The organism is Paenibacillus ottowii, from assembly GCF_050516475.1.
Lineage (GTDB): Bacteria > Bacillota > Bacilli > Paenibacillales > Paenibacillaceae > Paenibacillus > Paenibacillus ottowii.
The window spans coordinates 4,079,543-4,101,938 of the sequence record NZ_CP191577.1 but is presented as its reverse complement, the minus strand read 5'-3'; the positions used below and the strand labels follow the sequence as shown (position 1 = coordinate 4,101,938).

General features: G+C 47.5%; 17 protein-coding genes. All 17 read left to right on the top strand.

The window, feature by feature from the left end; all coding sequences use genetic code 11:
- Nucleotides 1–24 precede the first annotated feature (24 nt).
- The 17 genes from lon to ACQQ6X_RS18990 all read left to right on the top strand — a co-directional run bounded on the left by lon (nucleotide 25) and on the right by ACQQ6X_RS18990 (nucleotide 22,292).
- Nucleotides 25–2,361, top strand: a complete 2,337-nt coding sequence (gene lon, locus ACQQ6X_RS19070) for an endopeptidase La (RefSeq protein WP_305166593.1) — start codon at nucleotides 25–27, stop codon at nucleotides 2,359–2,361.
- An 18-nt stretch (nucleotides 2,362–2,379) separates the two neighbouring features.
- Nucleotides 2,380–2,991, top strand: a complete 612-nt coding sequence (gene yihA / locus ACQQ6X_RS19065) for a ribosome biogenesis GTP-binding protein YihA/YsxC (RefSeq protein ID WP_305166592.1) — start codon at nucleotides 2,380–2,382, stop codon at nucleotides 2,989–2,991.
- A 289-nt stretch (nucleotides 2,992–3,280) separates the two neighbouring features.
- On the top strand, nucleotides 3,281–3,868 hold the full coding sequence (locus ACQQ6X_RS19060) for a non-ribosomal peptide synthetase module (protein ID WP_149034057.1): 588 nt from the start codon (nucleotides 3,281–3,283) through the stop codon (nucleotides 3,866–3,868).
- Nucleotides 3,869–4,140: 272 nt separating this feature from the next.
- Nucleotides 4,141–4,539 carry an adenosylmethionine decarboxylase gene (gene speD, locus ACQQ6X_RS19055; protein ID WP_063212800.1) on the top strand — a complete coding sequence of 133 codons (399 nt, stop codon included), beginning with the start codon at nucleotides 4,141–4,143 and terminating at the stop codon, nucleotides 4,537–4,539.
- Between the two features lie 250 nt (nucleotides 4,540–4,789).
- Nucleotides 4,790–6,184, top strand: a complete 1,395-nt coding sequence (gene hemA, locus ACQQ6X_RS19050) for a glutamyl-tRNA reductase (RefSeq protein ID WP_305166591.1) — start codon at nucleotides 4,790–4,792, stop codon at nucleotides 6,182–6,184.
- 15 nt (nucleotides 6,185–6,199) lie between these two features.
- Nucleotides 6,200–7,027 (top strand): cytochrome c biogenesis protein CcsA, encoded by an 828-nt coding sequence (gene ccsA, locus ACQQ6X_RS19045; protein ID WP_305166590.1) that lies wholly within the window; start codon nucleotides 6,200–6,202, stop codon nucleotides 7,025–7,027.
- A 32-nt stretch (nucleotides 7,028–7,059) separates the two neighbouring features.
- Nucleotides 7,060–7,683 (top strand): precorrin-2 dehydrogenase/sirohydrochlorin ferrochelatase family protein, encoded by a 624-nt coding sequence (locus ACQQ6X_RS19040; RefSeq protein WP_430493481.1) that lies wholly within the window; start codon nucleotides 7,060–7,062, stop codon nucleotides 7,681–7,683.
- A 1-nt stretch (nucleotide 7,684) separates the two neighbouring features.
- The gene (gene hemC / locus ACQQ6X_RS19035; protein ID WP_305166588.1) at nucleotides 7,685–8,611 is read left to right on the top strand and encodes a hydroxymethylbilane synthase; all 927 of its coding nucleotides are present in this window, start codon (nucleotides 7,685–7,687) and stop codon (nucleotides 8,609–8,611) included.
- Nucleotides 8,612–8,615: 4 nt separating this feature from the next.
- Complete coding sequence (gene cobA / locus ACQQ6X_RS19030) at nucleotides 8,616–10,172, top strand: uroporphyrinogen-III C-methyltransferase (protein ID WP_305166587.1); 1,557 nt, start codon at nucleotides 8,616–8,618, stop codon at nucleotides 10,170–10,172.
- 64 nt (nucleotides 10,173–10,236) lie between these two features.
- A complete protein-coding gene (gene hemB / locus ACQQ6X_RS19025; RefSeq protein WP_305166586.1) occupies nucleotides 10,237–11,235 on the top strand; it encodes a porphobilinogen synthase in 999 nt (332 codons plus the stop codon).
- Between the two features lie 30 nt (nucleotides 11,236–11,265).
- Complete coding sequence (hemL, locus tag ACQQ6X_RS19020; RefSeq protein ID WP_305166585.1) at nucleotides 11,266–12,570, top strand: glutamate-1-semialdehyde 2,1-aminomutase; 1,305 nt, start codon at nucleotides 11,266–11,268, stop codon at nucleotides 12,568–12,570.
- Nucleotides 12,567–13,496 carry an RluA family pseudouridine synthase gene (locus ACQQ6X_RS19015; protein WP_305166584.1) on the top strand — a complete coding sequence of 310 codons (930 nt, stop codon included), beginning with the start codon at nucleotides 12,567–12,569 and terminating at the stop codon, nucleotides 13,494–13,496. The genes hemL and ACQQ6X_RS19015 overlap by 4 nt, the downstream gene beginning before the upstream one ends.
- A gap of 125 nt (nucleotides 13,497–13,621) precedes the next feature.
- Entirely contained in the window at nucleotides 13,622–14,956 is a 1,335-nt protein-coding gene (locus ACQQ6X_RS19010; RefSeq protein ID WP_326403385.1) for a LysM peptidoglycan-binding domain-containing protein, read from the top strand.
- 434 nt (nucleotides 14,957–15,390) lie between these two features.
- Nucleotides 15,391–18,057 (top strand): valine--tRNA ligase, encoded by a 2,667-nt coding sequence (locus ACQQ6X_RS19005; protein WP_305166581.1) that lies wholly within the window; start codon nucleotides 15,391–15,393, stop codon nucleotides 18,055–18,057.
- A gap of 36 nt (nucleotides 18,058–18,093) precedes the next feature.
- Nucleotides 18,094–19,470, top strand: a complete 1,377-nt coding sequence (locus ACQQ6X_RS19000) for a bifunctional folylpolyglutamate synthase/dihydrofolate synthase (protein ID WP_305166579.1) — start codon at nucleotides 18,094–18,096, stop codon at nucleotides 19,468–19,470.
- 6 nt (nucleotides 19,471–19,476) lie between these two features.
- Nucleotides 19,477–20,856, top strand: coding sequence for a UDP-N-acetylmuramate--L-alanine ligase (murC, locus tag ACQQ6X_RS18995; protein ID WP_305166829.1), 1,380 nt, complete (start codon nucleotides 19,477–19,479; stop codon nucleotides 20,854–20,856).
- 164 nt (nucleotides 20,857–21,020) lie between these two features.
- Nucleotides 21,021–22,292, top strand: a complete 1,272-nt coding sequence (locus ACQQ6X_RS18990) for an SPOR domain-containing protein (protein WP_305166578.1) — start codon at nucleotides 21,021–21,023, stop codon at nucleotides 22,290–22,292.
- Nucleotides 22,293–22,396 lie beyond the last annotated feature (104 nt).

Below are 22,396 nucleotides of genomic sequence, written 5' to 3'. Positions count from 1 at the left end.
AGAATCACTGGAGGTGCGAAAGCGATGGGACCCACCAAGACAAAAGGTCGTCGTTTTCCTTTGCTGCCTTTAAGAGGACTTCTGGTTTACCCGAGTATGGTTCTGCATCTCGATGTGGGCCGGGAAAAATCGGTCAAGGCTTTGGAAAAAGCGATGGTTGAAGACAATTTGATTCTCCTGTGTTCTCAATCAGAAGTTAATATTGAAGAACCCACACAAGAGGATATTTTTCGAGTCGGCACGGTAGCCAAAGTACGCCAAATGCTCAAGCTTCCCAACGGAACCATTCGAGTATTGGTGGAAGGGCTGGAACGCGCTGAGATTATTCAATATACGGACAATGAAGAGTATTACGAGGTAATGGCGAAAGAGCTGCACGAGGCAGAAATCGTACAGCCTGAAACGGATGCGCTTATGCGCACTGTATTAACTCAGTTCGAGCATTATATCAATTTGTCCAAAAAGGTAACGCCGGAGACTCTCGCTGCGGTATCTGATATCGAGGAGCCAGGACGGCTGGCAGATGTGATCACAAGTCATTTGACGCTCAAAATTAAAGAAAAGCAGGATATATTGGAGACAATCGACGTTACTCAGCGTCTGGAGAAGCTCCTAGATATTTTGAACAATGAGCGTGAAGTGCTGGAGCTGGAACGTAAAATCAACCAGCGTGTGAAGAAGCAGATGGAAAAGACGCAGAAGGAGTATTATCTGCGTGAACAAATGAAGGCCATTCAGAAGGAACTTGGCGAGAAGGAAGGTCGCGCAGGAGAAGTTGAAGAACTACGCAACCAGCTAAGTGAACGGGAGCTGCCTGTTCCGGTGAAGGAGAAGGTCGAAAAGGAAATTGACCGTCTGGAAAAGATGCCAGCAAGCTCTGCCGAGGGTGGTGTCATCCGCAATTACGTCGATTGGCTGTTAAGCTTGCCGTGGAATAAGTTTACCGATGATGATCTCGATATCGCCAAAGCGGAGGAGATACTCAATCATGACCACTATGGGCTGGATAAGCCTAAGGAGCGGGTGTTGGAGTATTTGGCTGTACGCAAACTGGTGAAGACCATCAAGGGACCTATTCTGTGCCTCGTAGGTCCGCCAGGAGTCGGCAAGACCTCGCTGGCTCGCTCGATCGCCAAATCCATGGGCCGGGAATTTGTCCGCATCTCTCTCGGAGGTGTACGGGATGAAGCGGAAATCCGTGGTCACCGCCGGACTTATGTTGGCGCAATGCCGGGCCGGATCATTCAAGGAATGAAGACAGCTGGAACCTCTAATCCAGTCTTTTTGTTGGATGAGATTGATAAAATGGCCTCCGATTTCCGCGGCGATCCATCGGCGGCATTGCTCGAAGTGCTTGATCCTGAACAAAACAACACGTTCAGCGATCATTTTGTTGAGTTGCCGTTTGATCTATCCAACGTGATGTTTGTAACGACAGCCAATGCTGCACACAATATCCCGCGTCCGCTGATGGATCGCATGGAGACGCTATATATTCCCGGCTACACCGAACTGGAGAAGCTGGAAATCGCCAACCGGTACTTATTACCCAAGCAGAAGAGAGAGCATGGCTTGGGAGAGGAACAGTTGGTCATTGGGGAGGATACGCTACTGCGTGTCATTCGTGAATATACTCGTGAATCCGGTGTGCGGAATCTTGAGCAGCAAATGGCTTCTCTATGCCGCAAGGCCGCGAAGTCAGTTGTATCCGGTGGCGAAGGACCGATTGAAATCACACCGGATAATTTGAAAGATTATTTGGGTATTGCCAAATTCCGCTACGGTGTAGCAGAACTGGAAGATCAGATCGGTACGGTTACAGGCTTGGCATGGACAGAGGTCGGTGGTGAAACACTGATGATTGAAGTGACGGTCGTGCCTGGCAGCGGCAAACTGATTCTTACAGGTAAACTTGGAGATGTTATGAAGGAATCCGCACAGGCGGCATTCAGCTACACTCGTTCCAAAGCTGCCGAGCTGGGCATTGAATTGGACTTCTATGAGAAAAATGACATCCACATTCATATTCCTGAGGGAGCGATTCCAAAGGATGGCCCATCTGCCGGAATTACGATTGCTACCGCATTAATTTCGGCTCTGACCAACCGTCATGTATCCAAGGATGTAGCTATGACGGGCGAAATTACACTGCGCGGTCGCGTACTGCCGATCGGTGGTTTGAAAGAGAAGTCGCTGGCTGCCCATCGGGCAGGCTACAAAAAAATTCTGCTTCCCAAAGATAATGAACGGGATTTGAAGGATATTCCCGACAGTATCCGGCAGGATGTTGAATTTGTTCCCGTTGCCCATATGGATCAGGTGTTAAAGCATGCTTTGGTTGAGCAGGCAAGGGTACATTAGAGAGGAATTAAGGACACAATGAAAGTAACAAAAGCAGAATTTATAATAAGTGCGGTTGGCCCGAGTCAGTTTCCTGTGGACGCTTTGCCAGAGATTGCTCTGGCAGGGCGCTCCAATGTTGGGAAATCATCGCTGATTAATCGGATGATTAACCGTAAAAATTTGGCGCGTACCAGTTCTACGCCGGGTAAAACCCAGCAACTTAATTATTACCGGATTAATGATGAACTCTATTTTGTCGATTTTCCCGGTTATGGTTATGCTAAGGTATCCAAAACGTCCCGCAAGGCTTGGGGGCAGATGATTGAGTCTTATTTGCTGGAACGTGAGCCGCTTAAGCTGGTGCTGCAAATGGTAGATTTGCGCCACCCGCCGTCCAAGGATGATATCATGATGTACGACTGGCTGCGCCATAACGGGCTTCCGGTCTGTGTTGTAGGCACAAAAGCAGATAAAATCCCTAAAACTCGGCGAGAAAAGCACTATAAAGTAATCAAGCAGGAACTCGGCATACTTCCCGGGGGTTTGTTTATCCCCTTTTCATCCGAAGAAGGTATGGGCAAGGAAGAGCTGTGGTCGGTCATCTCCAGTTATATAGAGAATGACGACGAAGAGCAGACGGAATTGTAAGGCTAGGGACGTCCTTTAGGGCGTCCTTTTTTCGTAGAATTGGTTCAAAAAACAATTAAACCCACTAAGTTGGTGGGAATAATACATAATTACTAAAGGAAACCGCGGGATTTCAGTGTAAAAGTGAGCCTAGCGAGGATAATACAGCCGTAGCTCCGTTATTTTCCGTTTATTTCCGAGGAATGGCGGATATTTATGATTTGGTGCGCAAGAAAAGCGCTGCAGGTCTGATGTATAATAAAGCACAAAGCTTACACTAAAGGTACAGGATAGAATTGAGGAGATTGGTATGGCACAGCGGTTAGCCACAGAGTATGTAAAAACGACTTTGACCTTGTCAGAAAACCAAATGGACGAATTTTTGCAGGCAGTGGATGATCCCCAGGTGCATTATCATATTAAAGTTCTGGATCACGGGAGACAGGAAATCGTTCTGGAGCATATTGCAGGTGAGGAAGTTCATTTGTTTTTTGAAGCCAAAGAGGGAGCGTTTGTCTGTGAATTGACTTGCCGCTTAGTTCATCCCCAGTTGACCCTGTTTATACGCCAACTATTTGTTCGCTTTAAGGGTGAAGGTATTGTTTATCGAATGTATCAAGGATTCACTATGGTGTATTTTTATAATGAAGGTGCAGTTCGTAAAATTATGGAAAAGAATGCGGAAGGCTCCAGGCTGGTGTTTGAATATAGAAATACAGTGCAAGAACTGCAACATCTTTTTCAACATCAGGATGTCGAAAATGAAATATCAGATGTATACAATCTCATTAATTCGTTACTTGACGAGCGGAATTTGGCGCGTACTTTCTCTGAGCTAGAACAGATTGACCACAAGCTTCGGGAGAGTTGCTCCAAATTATTTGCACTGGAAGCTTAAAAAGGCTTTGAATATATGAAGTGAATTGTTATGCAGTGTAGTTCCTTTCCTTACCGAAAGGGGCTTTTTTATTCGAAAAAATGATTGCATTTGCTGCATATAGATGTTATTTTTAATCTCGTTGAAATTGAATATGAATATAGGAACCAGGATTCACTCAGGACATTGAATGTTGCGAGAGGTTATCCCTCGGGAAGTGAATGACGTAGGTCCTAGCGGATGAAATTTTATCAAACATTTTATTCCTAGGAAGGGGGAACCGAAAGATGGAATTGGAATACTCTACTTTCGGAAGACACGTTGCCGTAGATACTTGGGGTGTAGAGTTTGAATTACTGAATGATGCACAGTTTCTGGAGGCTCAATTAGTAGAAGCTGCTGAAGCTTGCGGAGCAACGGTGATGTCCGTTCAATCCAAGCAATTCGAACCACAGGGAGCTACCGTGCTTGTACTGTTGTCGGAGAGTCACCTCTCTATTCATACGTATCCTGAGAAAGGGTTTGCCGCTATTGATTGCTATACTTGTGGTGAAACTGTTGATCCGCAGCTGGCAATTAATTACCTGGTATCCGTTCTAAAACCGAAAAAAACATATGCGAAGAAGCTGATTCGCGGCTTGGGAGAACTTCAAGTGGAATCTCCGGAGTGCAAGCTGGCTGAGTTAGTGTAAAATTTCTTTTTTATGGAGTCGTATGTGCTTCCTATATCAATAACCATGGAACATTTCCATGGTTATTTGTTTTAAAAGTGGTCTACACTAAACCAAGTCATACAGAATAGGCTAACGTTCATGAAAGTCATTCAATTTTCATAAACAATTCATAAAACAGCCGAAGGGGATTCGGACTTCTGTGATATAATTAACATAGTTTATGAGAACAGTGATTATTCTTATTATAGTTTAGGCAGGTGAATTTACAATGCACATCGTCGTTGTTGGGTTGAATTATCGTACGGCGCCTGTGGAAGTCAGGGAACGTTTTACATTTGCAGAACAGGATTTGCCCAAAGCGCTGGAACAACTCAAACTTACCAAAAGTGTGTTGGAGGGCGTAGTTGTCGCAACCTGCAATCGGACTGAAATATATGTTGTGGTGGACCGCCTTCACATGTGCGGTTATTTTATACGCAGTTTTATGGAGCAATGGTTTGGCATTCCTCGTGATCAGTTTACACAACATTTATATATATATGAGGACGAACAGGCAATTCGGCATTTGTTCCGTGTGACTTGTGGTCTGGATTCTATGGTCATCGGAGAAACACAAATTTTGGGACAAGTAAAGAATGCTTTTCTTCAGGCTCAATCCCAGAAAATTACGGCAACGTGGTTTAATATGTTGTTTAAGCAGGCCGTCACATTGGGCAAGCGTGCCCATTCGGAGACGTCTATTGGAGAAAGCGCCGTGTCCGTTAGCTATGCAGCCGTTGAACTGGGCAAACGGATTTTCGGGATGTTTACGGATAAAAAGGTACTGATCCTCGGTGCTGGTAAAATGAGCGAGCTCACCGTTAAGCATTTGTATAGCGGCGGAGCTGCTGAGGTGATTGTAGCAAATCGAACTTTGTCCCGCGCGGAAGACCTAGCCTCCAAGTTTAACGGAACGCCAGTTACGATGGAGGAAGGCATAAATCGGTTGGCGGATGTGGATATTGTGATTAGCTCGACGGGTGCTCAGGGATATATTCTGGATCGCAGCCGCGTTGAAGCTAGTATGAAACGTCGTCAGTCCCGTCCTTTGTTTATGATTGATATCGCGGTTCCGCGCGATCTGGATCCGGCGATTGGCGATTTGCAGAATGTTTTCCTATATGATATTGACGATCTTGAAGGGATCGTTGAGAGCAATCTGGAAATGCGTCGTACTGAGGCTGCTAAAATCGAGCATATGATTGAAGATGAGCTTAGCGAGTTTTATCAATGGTTGAAAACGATGGGAGTGCGTCCGGTGATTCGTGCACTACAAGAAAAAGCGGAGTCTATACATCAGGATACGCTGGAAAGCTTGTTCAACAAGCTTCCCGAGCTCGATGAACGGCAGCGTAAGGTCATAAGCCGTTTGACGAAAAGTATGCTGAATCAGATGATGCATGATCCGATCAATCGCGTCAAAGAAATGGCTGTCCAAAAGCAGGGAAGTGAGGCGCTGGACATGTTTAGCCACATTTTTGCTCTGGAGGATCGTTTGGAGGACGCCGCTCAGAAAGTAGATAAAAGCGATGCATCTGCATTAATAAAGCCGGAGGCTGGGGTTCATGGAAAAACCGGTCAGGATCAGTCTTTGCCAGCGTCGTTTGCGCCGGCCAGCCTGTAAGGTGGGTGAACAGACGTGTCCTCAGGCATACTTATATATGATTCAATGATTTATGTTTTTGCCCTGAGCCTTCTGTTTGTATTTTCGGATGGAATTCGTCGCAATGCGAATGCAAAACGGACAGGTACAGGGCTTCTTGTTGTCGTTGTAGTGCTCCAGCTTGTTTATATGGGAATGAGAACCTGGAATGAAGGTCATCTTCCTATTTTTGTGCCCTACGATTTTCTGTTTCTATTCTCATTTATTTTGGTACTGATTTCTTTAATTCTGTCACGTTATCAAAGATCCGAATTCGCAGTATTGTTGCTTAATATCATTAGCTTTGCTGTTCTTGTGCTCAACAATATATGGATGGTGCCGATCGACAACCCGCTTGGCAATTGGCACACCGTGCATGGGCTGCTTCTGATTCATATTGCACTAGCTAATCTTGGCTTTGTCGCAATGACGGTAGCCGCTGTGTTTTCGGGGTTATATCTGTTTTTGCATCGTAAATTGAAAGTAAAGAAATGGAATGACACGATTAGGCGCCTGCCAAGCCTGGAAATGATGGATCGGTATACGCATATGGCGCTGTTAATTGGTACTCCTCTGCTGGGAGTTTCTATTGTCGTCGCTGTTATTTCTATTATTGCCGAGGAACGCTGGCGTCTTTTACTAGATACCAAAGTGCTGATGACAGCAATTGCTTTATGTGTGTATATTGTATTTTTAGTGAGCAAAAGATTGAACCAGCGTTCAGGTCTTATTATGGCAAAGTGGTCTTTGGTCGGCTACACGCTATTGATTCTTAATTTTTTGCTGAATTCCTGGTCTGTATTTCATCAGTGGACGGGAGAGTGAAAAGCCAGTTGCAGCATTTTGTCCCGATTTCGTTGAATTGTAAGAATAAGGTCTGTTGTGTTGTAGGCGGCGGCAGGATTGCGGAACGAAAGGTTAAGGGGATGATGGAAAGTGGGGCGTTCATCACCGTCATTAGCCCGAATATAACGCCGGATTTAAAGATCCTGGCCGATCACAAGCAGCTCCACTGGGTAAATCGCGTATATCGCGAGGGTGACCTCCAGGGAGCCTTTCTTGTATTTGCGGCGACGAACCAGAGAGAAGTGAATAATGAGGTTGCGCATGAGGCCCGGCAAAGGGGTATACTGGTAAATGTGACGGATCGCTCGGAAGAGGGAGATTTTATAACGCCGGGTATCATTCGACGAGGGAGACTGACGATTAGTATTTCCACAGAAGGGGCAGGTCCCGCTGTGACCGCTGATATTACATCAGCCTTGGATACGTTGTTCGGCAGCGAATACGAGCCTTATCTGGATTTTATGCACGATATGCGACAGATCATCAAACGCAAGGTAAGTTCCCCACAGCAGAGGACCAAACTACTAAGACGCATGGCGAATAGCGGAATTTTGGATCAAATACGACGTCATGAATTTACGGCTTGGACTGAACAAGAAATAGATCTATGGATTGCGCAAAATCAGGAGGAATAACATGCGAACAATTGTGGTAGGCAGCAGACAGAGCGCTTTGGCGTTAACTCAGACCGGGCATGTCATTAAGGATTTGAATGCACTGTGCGCGGAGCATGGATTGGATTTAGAATTTGTCGTCAAGAAGATCCTGACCAAGGGTGATCGGATATTGGATGTAACCCTATCCAAAGTGGGTGGCAAAGGACTTTTTGTCAAAGAGATTGAACAGGCCATGCTGGCCGGTGAAATTGATATGGCAGTACATAGTATGAAGGATATGCCGTCCGAATTGCCGGAAGGTCTTGTCAACGGCGCTGTACCGCGCCGTGAGGACCCGCGTGATTGCCTGATCACATTGGGAGCCAAGAGTCTGGAGGATTTGCCTTCAGGAGCCAAGGTGGGCACCAGTAGCTTACGCAGAGCAAGTCAAATCAAGTCCATGCGACCTGATCTACAATTGGAACCCGTACGCGGTAATATTGATTCCCGTCTGAAAAAGCTGGAGACGGAAGGTTTTGATGCCATCATTCTGGCGGCAGCAGGCTTGCACCGCATGGGCTGGAAAGACCGAATTACGTCCTATATACCGGTGGAAGCATGTTTGCCGGCAGTGGGGCAGGGAGCGCTTGGCATTGAATGTCGCGCGAGCGATGAAGAGCTATTGGCATTGCTGAACCTCTACAGCGACCGAGATACCTCGGCCACGGTTGCAGCAGAACGAACCTTTTTGGGTGTGTTAAATGGGGGATGCCAAGTGCCGATCGGGGCTCATGCGGTCTGGGCTGGTCAAGAAATCAGTCTTACAGGGATGGTAGGCTCGCCAGATGGCGAGGTTATTTTGAAGGAAACGCTCCAGGGGAAAGATCCGCAGAAGTTGGGAGAAGCGGTGGCGGCCAGTTTGATTGCCAAAGGAGCGGAACAGATTCTGGCGCAGGTGAGGGGATAATGGAATGGTGGGAAAGGTATATTTAGTAGGTGCAGGACCCGGAGATGCGAGATTAATTACGGTCAAAGGTTGGGAATGCATTCAACTGGGCGATGTCATTGTATATGACAGACTGGCAAGCCCTCGTCTCTTGGGACTGATGAAGCCAGGGGCCCAAAAAATATATGTCGGCAAGCTGCCAGATCGTCACACCATGAAGCAAGAGGATATTAATCAGCTGCTGGTGGATTTAGCCTTGGAAGGAAAAACAGTCGTCCGGCTCAAAGGGGGAGACCCTACGATTTTTGGACGAGTCGGCGAGGAAGCTGGGCTGCTGCGTAAACACGGTATTTCCTATGAAATCATACCTGGCATTACATCAGCTATCAGCGTGCCTGCCTATGCAGGCATTCCTGTTACGCATCGGGATATGGCCTCGTCGCTGTCGATCATTACAGGTCATGAAAGTCCAGATAAACTCGATAAAAGTATTCATTGGGATAAAGTTACGAACGCAACGGGTACACTGATTTTTATGATGGGTGTAGCGAAGATCGGCTATATCAGTGATCAGCTGATAAAGCACGGTAAGCCGTCCGATACTCCAGTTGCTTTGATCCGTTGGGGGACCCGCGCCGAGCAAGATACGCTAGTGGGTACGCTGGCGGATATTGAAGCCAAGGTGAAGGCAGCCAATTTTCAACCGCCCGCCGTCATCGTTGTCGGAGAAGTGGTCAATCAGCGTGAACAGTTAAAATGGGCAGAGGATATGCCTTTGTTTGGAAAGCGAATTTTGGTTACCCGCGCACGCGCACAGGCCAGCAGTCTGGTTCACCGGATTGAGGAGCTTGGCGGTGAACCTTATGAATTCCCAGTTATCCAGACGGTTGTCCCTTCGGACGAGCCAACAAAACAGAAAATTAAAGAGGCATTTACGCGACTTCCTGAATATGACTGGGTGTTTTTTACCAGCGTTAACGGAGTGGAATACTTTTTCACTCACTTAAAGGAACAGGGGAAGGATGTGCGTTCTTTATACAAAGCTCGTATTGCCGCTGTTGGACCGGCTACGGCCGATGCGCTTCGGAAGCGTGGAATTGTAGCAGAACAGATCGAAGGACCTTTTCAGGCAGAGGGATTGCTTGAGGCGTTTGAGCAGGATTTGCAGGCAGGGCAAAGCGTATTTCTTCCAAGAGGTGATCTTGCTCGCTCCTGGTTGCCGGATCAGCTGAGGGAGAGGGGACTTCATGTGACCGAGGCTGACTTGTATCAAACGGTGCTGGCGGCCAATACACAGGATGACGAGCTCCTCAAACTGCTTGAGGAACGTGCCATTCATGCGATTACGTTTACCAGTTCCTCAACCGTAACCTTTTTCTTGAAAGCCCTCAAACAAATGGGGATCAGTGATCCAGTGTCGCTGCTGAAGGGAGTTACGATCGCTGTGATCGGCCCCTTGACGGGTGAGACAGCAACCCAAGCCGGCCTGACTGTCAGTTTGATGTCAGAGAAGGCAACCATTGAAAGCCTCATTCAATCGTTATGTGACTGGAAACAATCAAGTACTGTTATGACATTATAAATTTTTAATTTTGACAAATGAATGTATAAAAAATGAATGTATAAAAAAATGGAGGTTTATAGATATGAGCATTCCTTTTACCAGACATCGTCGTTTGCGCCAGTCGACTGCTATCCGTAGCATGGTGCGTGAGACGGTATTGAATCCGGCTGATTTTATTCAACCGATCTACGTAACATTTGGCACTGGAGTGAAACAGGAGATTAGTTCCATGCCAGGTGTATATCGTTTTTCTCTGGATCGGCTGGAGGAAGAGCTGAAAGAAATTAGTGAGCTTGGCATTCCTGCTGTGCTCCTGTTTGGCATACCAGAAACCAAGGACAGTGTAGGGACTTCAGCTTTTGTGGACAATGGTATTGTGCAGGAGGCTACTCGTTTGATTAAGTCCCGTTATCCCGAATTGCTGGTCGTGGCAGACACTTGCTTGTGTGAGTTTACGGACCATGGACACTGCGGTATGGTGCACATGCATGAGCATGATGGTGAGGTATGCGGTGAAGTATTGAATGATGAATCGCTGGAGGTGCTGGTACGTACAGCCGTTTCACAGGCCAGAGCTGGTGCAGATATTATCGCTCCCTCTAATATGATGGACGGTTTTGTACAGGCGATTCGCCAGGGACTCGACCTGGAAGGATTTTCACATATTCCGATTATGTCGTATTCCGTCAAATATGCGTCTGCTTTTTATGGCCCTTTCCGAGAAGCGGCTGATTCTGCACCGCAGTTTGGTGACCGCAAATCCTATCAAATGGACCCTGCCAATGCTCGTGAGGCGTTGCGTGAAGCGGAGTCCGATGTGCTTGAGGGTGCGGACATGCTGATGGTGAAGCCTTCTCTTTCTTATCTGGATGTAATGCGCACCATCAAAGATCAATTTGATCTGCCTTTGGTGGCTTACAACGTCAGCGGTGAGTATGCGATGGTCAAGGCGGCAGCTCTTCAAGGCTGGATTGATGAAAAAGCAATGGTGATGGAGATTCTGACAAGCATGAAGCGTGCGGGTGCGGATATGATTATTACCTATTCTGCCAAGGATGCGGCCAGATGGTTGAAGCAATAAGGTATTTTTCAGAAGACAGGAGTGATTATAATGATCGACGAACAACGAACGGTACGCAAGGATACGCGTTCCAAAGCAGCCTTTGATGAGGCAAAACAATATATTCCGGGTGGCGTAAACAGTCCGGTTCGTGCATTTAAATCCGTGGGTATAACACCGGTATATATTGATCGTGGGGAAGGATCGCGTGTATATGATATCGACGGTCAATCCTATATCGACTATGTATGTTCATGGGGACCGCTTATCATGGGCCATGCGCACCCCGAAGTGGTTAAAGCCTTACAGGCTGCTGTTGTAAAAGGAACCAGCTTCGGAGCCCCAACGCTGGCAGAAACGGAAATGGCCAAGCTCGTATGTGAGCGTGTTCCTTCCATGGACATTGTTCGAATGGTCAACTCGGGAACCGAGGCAACCATGAGTGCGATACGACTTGCACGTGGATTTACAAAACGTAGCAAAATCCTTAAGTTTGAAGGCTCTTATCACGGTCATGCGGACAGCTTGCTAATTAAAGCAGGCTCTGGTGTTGCGACATTAGGTCTGCCCGATAGTCCGGGTGTACCTGAAGTCGTGGCCACCCATACCATCACCGTCCCTTATAATGATTTGGCGTCGGTGAAGCTAGCTTTTGAAAAATTTGGTGAAGAGATTGCTGCAATTATTGTCGAGCCGGTAGCTGGCAATATGGGGGTTGTACCGCCACAGCCTGGATTTTTGGAGGGTTTGCGTGAGGTAACCCAGCAGTACGGAAGTCTGTTGATTTTTGATGAAGTGATGACTGGATTCCGAGTGGGGCTTCATTCCGCTCAGGGACGCTTTGGTGTGACGCCGGATCTTACGTGTCTGGGCAAAGTCATTGGTGGTGGCCTGCCTGTAGGTGCTTATGGCGGACGTCGCGACATTCTAGAGCAAATCGCGCCAGCTGGACCCATCTATCAGGCGGGTACGCTAAGCGGAAATCCGCTGGCGATGGCAGCAGGCTATTCGACGCTTAAATTGCTGACACCGGAAGTATATGATCGTCTGGAAGAGCGGGCAGCACGGCTTCAAGCCGGATTCGAACGTAACGCGCGTGAACTGGGTATTCCTGTCACGATCAACCGTGTCGGTTCCATGGTATGTCCGTTTTTCACAGACGAGAAGGTTGTCAATTTTGATACTGCTAAAACGAGTAATCAAGACCACTTCCGCCGTTACTTTACTGAATTGGTGAATGAGGGCGTTAGTGTGGCTCCATCTCAATTTGAGGGCATGTTCGTATCAGGTGTGCATACGGTTGAGGATATTGATGCGACCATTGAAGCGAACTATCGCGCACTCAAACGTCTATGAGCTGGAAAGGCAGCTGGAAAAGAAGAGGACCGTGGCTGGAAATCACACCAGGGCGAGAAATTGCAGCCGCTGAAAATCGCGTTGAGCTTGTAGATCGCGCTGAAGCTGTGGATCGCTGGTTACTGAACCGTCTGGGATTACCAGACAAGCTGTGGCGCAGGCTACGGCATAAAAAAGGGATTGAACTTACAGGGGACCGGCTGCGGCTGGCCCTTTTTCCTGTAGTGGACCTTGGCGTCATTCCACGGTGGTATGATTTGATGGTATTGTATGAGGATGATTTTTGCCTGGTCGTACACAAACCAGCGGGTATGGCAGTCCATCCAGACGGCGGTGTAAAGGATGGCCCGCTGACGCTGGATCATGCTGTCGCCTCCTATTATGAAATCAACGACATTCATACAGCAGTACGACATGTGCACCGTCTGGATGTGGATACGACAGGCCCGGTGTTATATGCCAAAAATGAATTTGCGTTGCTCAAGCTGGACGAACAAATGAGAGCTAAGGACATCGGCCGTCGCTATGTAGCTTTGGTACGAGGGAAAGTGCCTCGATCGCTGCGCACGTTGGATTGGCCGATTGGCAAGGACAGGCATCATAAACAGCGCCGCCGCGTATCTCCAACTGGACAGAAGGCGGTTACCCATGTAGAAGTTGGCGAAGTATGGGGAAGTGGGCCGAGTGCGGTCAGTCTCGTGTATCTGACGCTGGAGACAGGTCGGACGCACCAGATCCGCGTACATCTTAGTCATGCTGGCTACCCTTTGCTTGGGGACGTATTGTATGGGGGGCGTGCTGCTGATTTTGACAGGCAGGCTCTTCACGGAGAGCGGCTCACCTTCTGTCATCCGCTGAGCGGCGAAACGATAAACGTGGAGGATGCTTGGCCCGATGATTTTCAAAAGCTGTATAAACAGCTATAAAAGATGGCATGCCTTCTATTTTGGCGCATATACTTGAACCTAGAAACGGTTTGCAATATGGAGTTTCCGTGCGCCTGACACGAGTCAGAGGATGTGCGGAGGCTGCCCAAAGGAGGATGCCATCCTTGAATAAACAACAGAATGATCAGCCGCAAGGCTTGCGTTTTGATATTTATGAACGCATTCATTTGACGGAGGAAGCTGCCGGGATTGCCGAATTGGAGGAAATTGAGCTTCTGCCACGCATTCAGGTTGTAACCCACGGCGACCATGCCGCTTTGCGAGGGCATTTGCTGCTGGAGGGCGTGTACCGCACACCTGAACAGATTACGAGTGAGCTTCATCATTTGATCCCTGTGGAAATTACCATTCCACTGAACCGGGTAGGGAGATTGGAAGATATATCCGTAGAGATTGAAAATTTCGATGTGGACCTGCTCTCTTTACGCAGTCTAAACATTACAGGCGTTCTTTCTTTGCATGGGGTGGAAAGCTCGCATGCAGAGGAGACAGCGGTTTGGCTGGATGATGAATTTACTGTAGTGCATTCGCCTGAGCATCCGGCTCCATCTCTTTCCGGCGATGGAGAGTATCGTCATGAAGAGACCTATCCTAGCCAAGACTCGGTAATCAACAACATTACAGACCCGGAAACTTCATACACAGTAGTAGCACAACAGGAGACAGCCTACTGGGGACAATCACCAGAAGAGGTTCAAGGGGAACAAAAGTCATCATTGGAGCAGCAAGCTTATGATCCGATAGTAGACCCGAACCGATTTTATGAGCCGTGGACGGGAAAAGAAGTGGAAGACAGTTCCTCCGAAGTTAAGCATCAGCAGGAGACGCCGGAAGTGTGGGCATTTCAGCAAGAGGAAGCAGGGTCGGAAGAGAACAAGCCCAAAGTATCCTCTGCATCTCCCAATGTAGCAAACGATCCTTTACTGTCTGAGTCGCATTCTGCCACAGAGTCGGAGATTTATCTGGAGCCGCAGTTGGAAGTAAGTCAGGGGAATGACTCCGATTTCAGGCCTGAAGCGTCAGAACAGGTAAACCATGAAGTTCATGATACCTTTACTGAGGAAAAGCCAGAGATGCGTGTGGCGCTTAACAGTAAAAAGGATGAAGGAGCAGACGAGCCAGACCCGGTTGTCTACTCATCATTGCTTCAATCCAGCCGTTCGGTGAAGGAAGCGGAACACCAGCAGCAGCTGGAACATGAAACGCAAGAACAGGATCAGAAAGCCGACGAAGAGCGTGAGGATGCCAAATGGAAAAACCTTTTTTTCCATACAAAGGATGAAACGCCTTTCTGCAAGGTGCGGTTATGCATTGTACAGCGCGAGGATACACTGGAAACGATAGCAGACCGTTATCAGCTTAGCCCCCGGGAGCTACAATTGTATAACAGATTGGCAGAGCATCATGTGGAAGAAGGGCAGGTATTGTACATCCCTTGATCCGGCTACTGAAACATGCAGCGGAGTGTTGACATCGTCAATGAGAAAAGGGTGTTGACTATAGTCAATGGGAAATGTATGATGTGGTATAGTTATTGAAAGACTGAGATCGGGAAGAGTAGGCAGCAAGCCCTTCAGAGAGTGGAATTGCAGCGCTGTGAGGTTCCGCAGGAAGCTACTGGCCGAAGTCACCCGGGAGTCGCCTGTTTGAACGGTTCCTCATTTCATTCCTTCGGAAGGGTAGAGGTTCACGGTAGAATAAGGCCGGTCCGCAACCGTTATCTGCATAAAGTGTCACACCATGTGTAATGGATCCGTGGATACATACACTAGGGGTGAAACAAAGGTGGTACCGCGAGAGAACAGCCTTTCGTCCTTTGAGGATGAAGGGCTTTTTTTATTTGCCAATTGAAAAATCATGGAGGTATCCTGATATGTCAGAACAAGACTACAAGACAACCTTGGAAATGCCAACAACGTATGATCCCAAATCAGCAGAACAAAAATGGTACAAAACCTGGATGGAGAAGGGCTATTTCCGTGCCGGACAACATCCAGAGGCAGAGCCTTTTACAATCGTTATTCCACCACCAAATGTTACAGGTATGTTGCATATTGGGCATGCGCTTGACTTTACTTTGCAGGATATTATTATCCGCGCCAAACGGATGCAGGGTTATGATGCCTTGTGGTTGCCGGGTGCAGACCATGCAGGGATTGCGACGCAAACAAAGGTAGAGCAGAAGCTGCGTGAAGAAGGCCTGACTCGTTATGATTTGGGCCGCGAGAAGTTTTTGGAGAAAGTGTGGGAATGGAAGGATCTTTATCTGGACAACATCCACAATCAATGGGAGAAAATGGGTTTTTCCCTCGATTATTCTCGTGAACGTTTTACATTGGATGAGGGACTGTCCAAAGCGGTACGCGAAGTATTCGTAAAACTATACAAAAAGGGCCTGATTTATCGCGGTAAACGCATCATTAACTGGGACCCTGCTGCACGTACTGCACTGTCGGATATTGAAGTGGAATACAAAGAGGTGAACGGAAATCTGTATCACCTGCAATATCCTTTGAAAGACGGTAGCGGATTTATTACGGTGGCTACTACACGTCCTGAAACGATGTTGGGCGATACAGCTGTTGCTGTACATCCGGAAGATGACCGCTACAAGCACATGATCGGTAAAATGCTTGTGCTTCCAATCATCGGACGGGAAATTCCGATCATTGCAGATGACTACGTGGATAAAGATTTCGGTAGTGGCGCGGTTAAAATCACACCAGCTCACGATCCAAATGACTTTGAAATGGGACAACGTCACCAATTGCCGCAAATTACGGTGATGGACGAGACGGGAACGATGAATGCCGAAGCAGGCAAATATCAGGGACTGGATCGCAGCGATTGCCGTAAGCAAATTGTTGCTGATTTGAAGGAACAGGGCGTACTGATTCACATTGAAGAGCATGTGCACCAGGTAGGTCACAGTGAGCGTACAGGGGTAGTTGTAGAACCTTATCTGTCCACGCAATGGTTCGTAGAAATGAAGCCTCTGGCAGCTAAAGCGATTGAAGCACAGAAGGCGGGCAAGGGTGTAAACTTTGTGCCGGATCGCTTTGAGCGTACTTATCTGCATTGGATTGAAAATGTACGTGATTGGTGTATTTCCCGTCAATTATGGTGGGGACACCGGATTCCGGCTTGGTACGACGAGGAGACCGGAGAAGTGATTGTATCGGCGGAGGACCCTACAACTTTGCCGGAATATGCCGGCAGAAAGCTCATACAGGATGAAGATGTGCTCGATACTTGGTTCAGCTCAGCTTTGTGGCCGTTTTCGACCCTGGGTTGGCCTGAGCAAACAGAGGATCTCAAACGCTATTATCCGACGAATGTTCTAGTTACAGGCTACGACATTATTTATTTCTGGGTATCGCGTATGATCTTTACCGCGCTGGAGTTTACGGAAGAGATTCCATTCAAGGACGTACTTATGCACGGCTTGGTTCGTGATGCAGATGGAAGAAAAATGTCCAAATCTCTGGGCAATGGTGTTGATCCGCTCGACGTCATCGACCAATATGGTACGGATGCAATGCGTTATATGATCTCCACCAGCAGCACGCCTGGACAAGACCTTCGTTTCCGCTGGGAACGTGTGGAGCAGGCGCGTAACTTTGCCAATAAAATCTGGAATGCATCACGTTTTGCACTAATGAATTTGGAAGGTGTCACTGCGGCAGATATAGACATTACTGGTGACTTGAGCACCGTTGATCGTTGGATTCTGCACCGTCTAAACGAAACTTCACGTGACATCACGCGTCTAATAGATGCTTATGAATTTGGCGAGACAGGCCGCCTTCTGTATAACTTTATTTGGGATGATTTGTGCGACTGGTACATTGAGTTTGCGAAGCTTTCCCTGTATGGCGAAAATGCAGAGGCGAAAAAGAAAACACAATCCGTACTTGCATATGTATTGGATCGGACATTGCGCATGATTCATCCGTTCATGCCGTTTATCTCCGAAGAAATATGGCAGCATCTTCCGCATGAGGGAGAAACGATCACACTGGCCGCTTGGCCTGTTTATGATCCTGCTTTCGAGGATAAAGATGCGGTCGCTGAAATGAATTTGCTGATCGACGTTATTCGCGCTGTACGCAATATCCGCGCTGAAGTCAACGTGCCGATGAGTAAAAAAGTTGAATTGCTCATAAAACCCGGCGATCAAGCCGTTCTTGATATCATTAACCGCAATGGGGAGTATGTGCGCCGATTCTGTAATACGTCTGAATTCGACGCGGGATTAGAGTTCACCGCTCCAGATAAAGCCATGACATCTATCGTTAGCGGCGCAGAGCTATACCTGCCGTTAGCCGGACTGCTAGATATTGCCCAGGAAATTAGCAGACTGGAAAAAGAACTTCAGCATTTGAACAGTGAAGTGGAGCGCGTGGAGAAAAAGCTGTCTAACCAAGGCTTCGTGGCGAAGGCACCAGCCAAAGTCATCGAGGAAGAAAAGGCCAAACAAGCCGATTACTCAGATAAGCGCGCTAAAGTTATCGCACGTATTGAAGAACTCAAAGCATAATTTCACTCACAATAAAATGACCTGAAGGTGAAGAGGATGTCAGATACGATCAGGGGCGGCGACATAGCTCCTTTACAAAGTTATGATGAAGCAGTGGAATGGATTAACGGGTTAATCCCGTTTGGCATTAGACCCGGACTGGAACGAATCGAACAGCTGATGAGTAGGCTGGGTGATCCGCAACGGCATCTGAAATTTATTCATATTGCGGGGACTAACGGCAAGGGCTCGACATGTGCCTTTCTAACCTCTGTGCTAATGAAGTGTGGATACGATGTAGGAACCTTTACTTCTCCTTACATCACTCGATTTACAAACCGTTTTCAATTCAACGGGACCGATATTCCAGATGAAACGCTGGTTTCGCTGGCCAATCGCTTATATCCGTTGGTGAAAGAAATCGCAGATAGTGAGTTGGGCTCACCTACGATGTTTGAGGTATCCACAGCGTTAGCTATTTTGTACTATGCTACGGTATCTTTTCCAGATGTTGTGGTATGGGAAACGGGTCTCGGGGGAAGGATGGATGTAACTAATATCGTGAACCCTATCGTCTCGGTCATTACGAATGTCGGCTATGACCATACGGATATTTTGGGAGATACACTGGAACAGATTGCAAGGGAAAAGGCCGGGATCATCAAGCCAGGTGTCCCTGTCGTCAGTTGTGTTTCCCAGCCCGAGGCGATTCAAGTCATACGTGAAACGGCGGCCAAGCAAGGAGCTACCTTGTACCTGGCAGGAGAACAATTTACGTATGAACGGCTAAACGGGGATGAAACAGGTCAGACCTTTTCATTCGCGGGACCCTTCCGACATATGGAAATTGACATCACGTTGTTAGGCGAGCATCAATGTTCTAATGCGGCAGGAGCCATGATGGCACTTGAAGTCTTACGTCAGTATATGGCTTTTGTATTGGATGATGAGGAATTGCTGGAGGGCTTTAGGCAAGCTGCGTGGGCAGGACGTCTCGAACAAGTCAGTACCTCGCCGAGGATTGTGCTTGATGGGGCTCATAATCCAGAAGGGGCACAGACGCTGGCCAAGAGCCTTCCTCAAGTGTACTCGTACAAAAAATTGGTTTTAATGATGGGAATGCTGTCAAACAAGCATCATGAAGCATACTTGCAGCATATACTGCCACTAGTGGATACGCTTATCCTGACCGAGCCCAATTTTCGCCGCAAAATGAATGCCGCTGATTTGGCTCATCTCGTGGAGAAGCTGCGGCCGTCTTATGCCAAAACACACTTAAAAATTATTGTAGAAGGTGACTGGAAAAAGGCTCTGGGTCTGCTCCAGTCACATACGGAAGCGGAAGATCTGGGGGTGGTGTCCGGCACGCTGTACCTTATTGCGGATGTACGGGCTACCCTTATGTATCAAACCGATTCGGAAAAAGGTTGGTGAAATTTGTTGATTACTTCGGAACATGTTCATTTTATCGGTATCGGCGGCTACGGGATGAGCGCGATTGCTCGGGTCATGCTGGAGATGGGGTATACCGTGACTGGCTCAGATGTGGCATCACAAGAGCTGACAGAAAAATTAGCGGCAAAAGGCGCAAAAATATACATTGGACACACGCCTGAACATATTGCGGGCGCGGATATTGTTGTCTATTCAACAGCATTGTCACGTGACAATGTAGAGCGGGTGGCAGCGGAAGAATTGAATATTCCAACACTGCACCGTTCTCAGATGCTGGCTCGCTTGCTTAACGAACGTAAGGGAATTGCGGTTGCGGGTGCGCATGGTAAAACGACGACCTCTTCTATGATCGCTCTGGTTATGGAGAGATGTAACGTTGATCCAACGTATATTATTGGCGGCGAAATCACGAATTTGGGGACGAACGCCAAAGCGGGTAAAAGCGAGTTTGTCGTAGCCGAGGCGGATGAGAGTGATGGCTCTTTTCTGCAATATCATCCTTGGCAGGGCATCGCAACCAATATTGAAGCAGACCATTTGGAAAATTATGATGGGGACTTCAATCGCCTGAAAAGTGCCTACGTGCAATTTTTGAGCCAAATTCGACCGGATGGAGCAGCTATTGTATGCGCCGATGATCAGAACATCCGGGAGATGCTGCCTAAGCTTCAAACTCGGGTCATTACTTATGGGGTAGAGCATGAAGCGGATTATATGGCGACAGATATCCAATTAGGCGATCGCCGATTAAGCTTTACTATGAACCGTAAGGGAACAGCTCTCGGAACGATTGAATTATCTGTACCGGGTAAACATAACATGTATAATGCGATGGCTACTGTGATTTCATGTTTGGAAGCAGGGATTCCATTTGAACAAATTGCTGCAACTATTGTGGAATTTCACGGAGCGAAACGCCGGTTCCAGGTGCTGGGTGAAGGCAATGACATTTTGATTATTGATGACTATGCGCATCATCCAACGGAGATTGAAGCTACGATCAGTGCAGCCAGAGCAACTGGCAAGCGTATAATTGCCGTGTTCCAGCCACAACGCTACAGTCGTACCTTTTTCCTACTGGATGCGTTCAGCCGTGCGTTTAGCGAGGCTAGTGAAGTGATCATTACCGATATTTATTCACCAGCGGGAGAAAAACAGATTGAAGGTGTGCATTCTTCCAAGCTCGTGGATTTAATCGTCCAAAACAGCAATGCGAATGCAATCTATTTACCGACCAAAGAAGCCGTGATCGAAGAGCTGAAAGATCGGTTACAGCCGGGTGATCTCGTGTTGACGATGGGAGCAGGAGACATTTGGAAAGCTGGCGATGCGTTAGCACGCCATCTTCGCGGACAACAAGTGTAATACGTATTAACAGTGGCTATTACACAATGAATTTTAGATATTTTGAGGGTATTCCGAACACGAAAGTGGCGGGATACCTTTTTTTGTAATGTAGAGACATAATTCCTTGCTTTAACTCATACAACAAACTATGAGGAAGTATGGGACAAGGAGGGAGTGCATCCATGAACAAGGCCAAGATGACATTCCGGTTCGATCAACAGTTGCCAGAGACAAGCCAGGAGGATAAGCAACAGGTGCTTCCGTACAAAAGTGAGATGTTTACGAACGGACAGCGTGACACGATTAATGATACGAAGTTATACCACGATGATGAGCTTTTTCAAACGGATAACCAGCGTAAAGAAATGGAGCGGACTAGCAGGATAGAGAACCATAATCGAATTACACAACATTCAGAGACCAGTAAACCTATGGAGACAAATAAAAAGAGTGCAAGTAGGCGCTTTACTCCAGCATTGAGGGTACAGGAGGGGTGGGACGACCCTTTTGGTCGTTCGGCCGCATCCTGGTCAGATGCGGATCTTATACCGGAAAATCTGGAAGAGGATGAGGCTGAGGAGGCTTATTATTCCGGTCAAAAGTATAGAAAGCGTCCACCTCACCCTTCTAGATGGAGATTAATCGGTTCTGTGGCCAGTGCGTTGGTGACTGGAGGGATGTTTGGATATATTATGTTGTTACTGTTTAACGGAGGGGGTATGGTTCCGGGGGCTAATACTTCTGCTGATGAAGCTGTACCCGTTTTTAAAGAATCTGTGGATGTCGATACAATGTCTGTGAAAGAGAATTCTACCCCTGTCACCGTTGTAGCGGCTCAAGTGCCGCCACAGACCTATTACTTGCTGCAATATGGGGTTTTCAGCACCCCAGAGCGGGCTTTACAGGCAAAGGAAGAACTGTCGAAGGCAGGCATTGCAGCAGGAGGGGATAGCGAGGATCAAAACCGGGTATATGCAGGAATATCGCCGGATAGGGAGCAAGCCAAGTTGCTCAGCAATCAATTGAAGACACAAGGGGTGGAGTTATATGTCCGCGAACTCGAATTACCTGGATTCGAAAAAGCGGCTTATGGAGGCAATGCTGATAAACTCACTACCTTTTTTCAGTTAAGCAGCTCATTAGTAGGTAAACTGAGCGGACTTTCCTCAACTTTGCTCAGAGAAGAAGGTTCAAATACGGTGCCAGCCTCCGACATGAACGAGTTGAACGACCTGCATCAGCAGTGGACACAAAATATCGCTGCACTTCCCACCGGTCTGCCCAAGGAAGCGACCGCCTCCGCAAGCTCACTTGAAAAGGCGATGAACAGCGCAGTCTCTGCACTTGGGGAATATAACAAAAATACAGCCAAGGAACACATTTGGGAGATTCAGTCCTCCATGATGGAATATGTTTTGCGTGAGAAGGAATTTATCCAGTTCATAAAACAATAGATTAGCCATCCTTTCCGGCAAGGAACTGGAAATAGTTCCCCATGCCGGATTTCTGTTTGTATTGCAGTACAAATCACCGTATAATAATGAAGGTGTCAAAAAAT

Bases quoted from the DNA above. Each gene is read 5' to 3' on its own strand.
- ACQQ6X_RS18990 (WP_305166578.1), top strand. From the start codon at position 21,021: ATGAACAAGGCCAAGATGACATTCCGGTTCGATCAACAGTTGCCAGAG.
- hemA (WP_305166591.1), top strand. From the start codon at position 4,790: ATGCACATCGTCGTTGTTGGGTTGAATTATCGTACGGCGCCTGTGGAA.
- cobA (WP_305166587.1), top strand. From the start codon at position 8,616: ATGGTGGGAAAGGTATATTTAGTAGGTGCAGGACCCGGAGATGCGAGA.
- hemC (WP_305166588.1), top strand. From the start codon at position 7,685: ATGCGAACAATTGTGGTAGGCAGCAGACAGAGCGCTTTGGCGTTAACT.
- hemB (WP_305166586.1), top strand. From the start codon at position 10,237: ATGAGCATTCCTTTTACCAGACATCGTCGTTTGCGCCAGTCGACTGCT.
- ACQQ6X_RS19000 (WP_305166579.1), top strand. From the start codon at position 18,094: ATGTCAGATACGATCAGGGGCGGCGACATAGCTCCTTTACAAAGTTAT.
- ACQQ6X_RS19015 (WP_305166584.1), top strand. From the start codon at position 12,567: ATGAGCTGGAAAGGCAGCTGGAAAAGAAGAGGACCGTGGCTGGAAATC.
- yihA (WP_305166592.1), top strand. From the start codon at position 2,380: ATGAAAGTAACAAAAGCAGAATTTATAATAAGTGCGGTTGGCCCGAGT.
- ACQQ6X_RS19005 (WP_305166581.1), top strand. From the start codon at position 15,391: ATGTCAGAACAAGACTACAAGACAACCTTGGAAATGCCAACAACGTAT.
- hemL (WP_305166585.1), top strand. From the start codon at position 11,266: ATGATCGACGAACAACGAACGGTACGCAAGGATACGCGTTCCAAAGCA.
- ACQQ6X_RS19060 (WP_149034057.1), top strand. From the start codon at position 3,281: ATGGCACAGCGGTTAGCCACAGAGTATGTAAAAACGACTTTGACCTTG.
- lon (WP_305166593.1), top strand. From the start codon at position 25: ATGGGACCCACCAAGACAAAAGGTCGTCGTTTTCCTTTGCTGCCTTTA.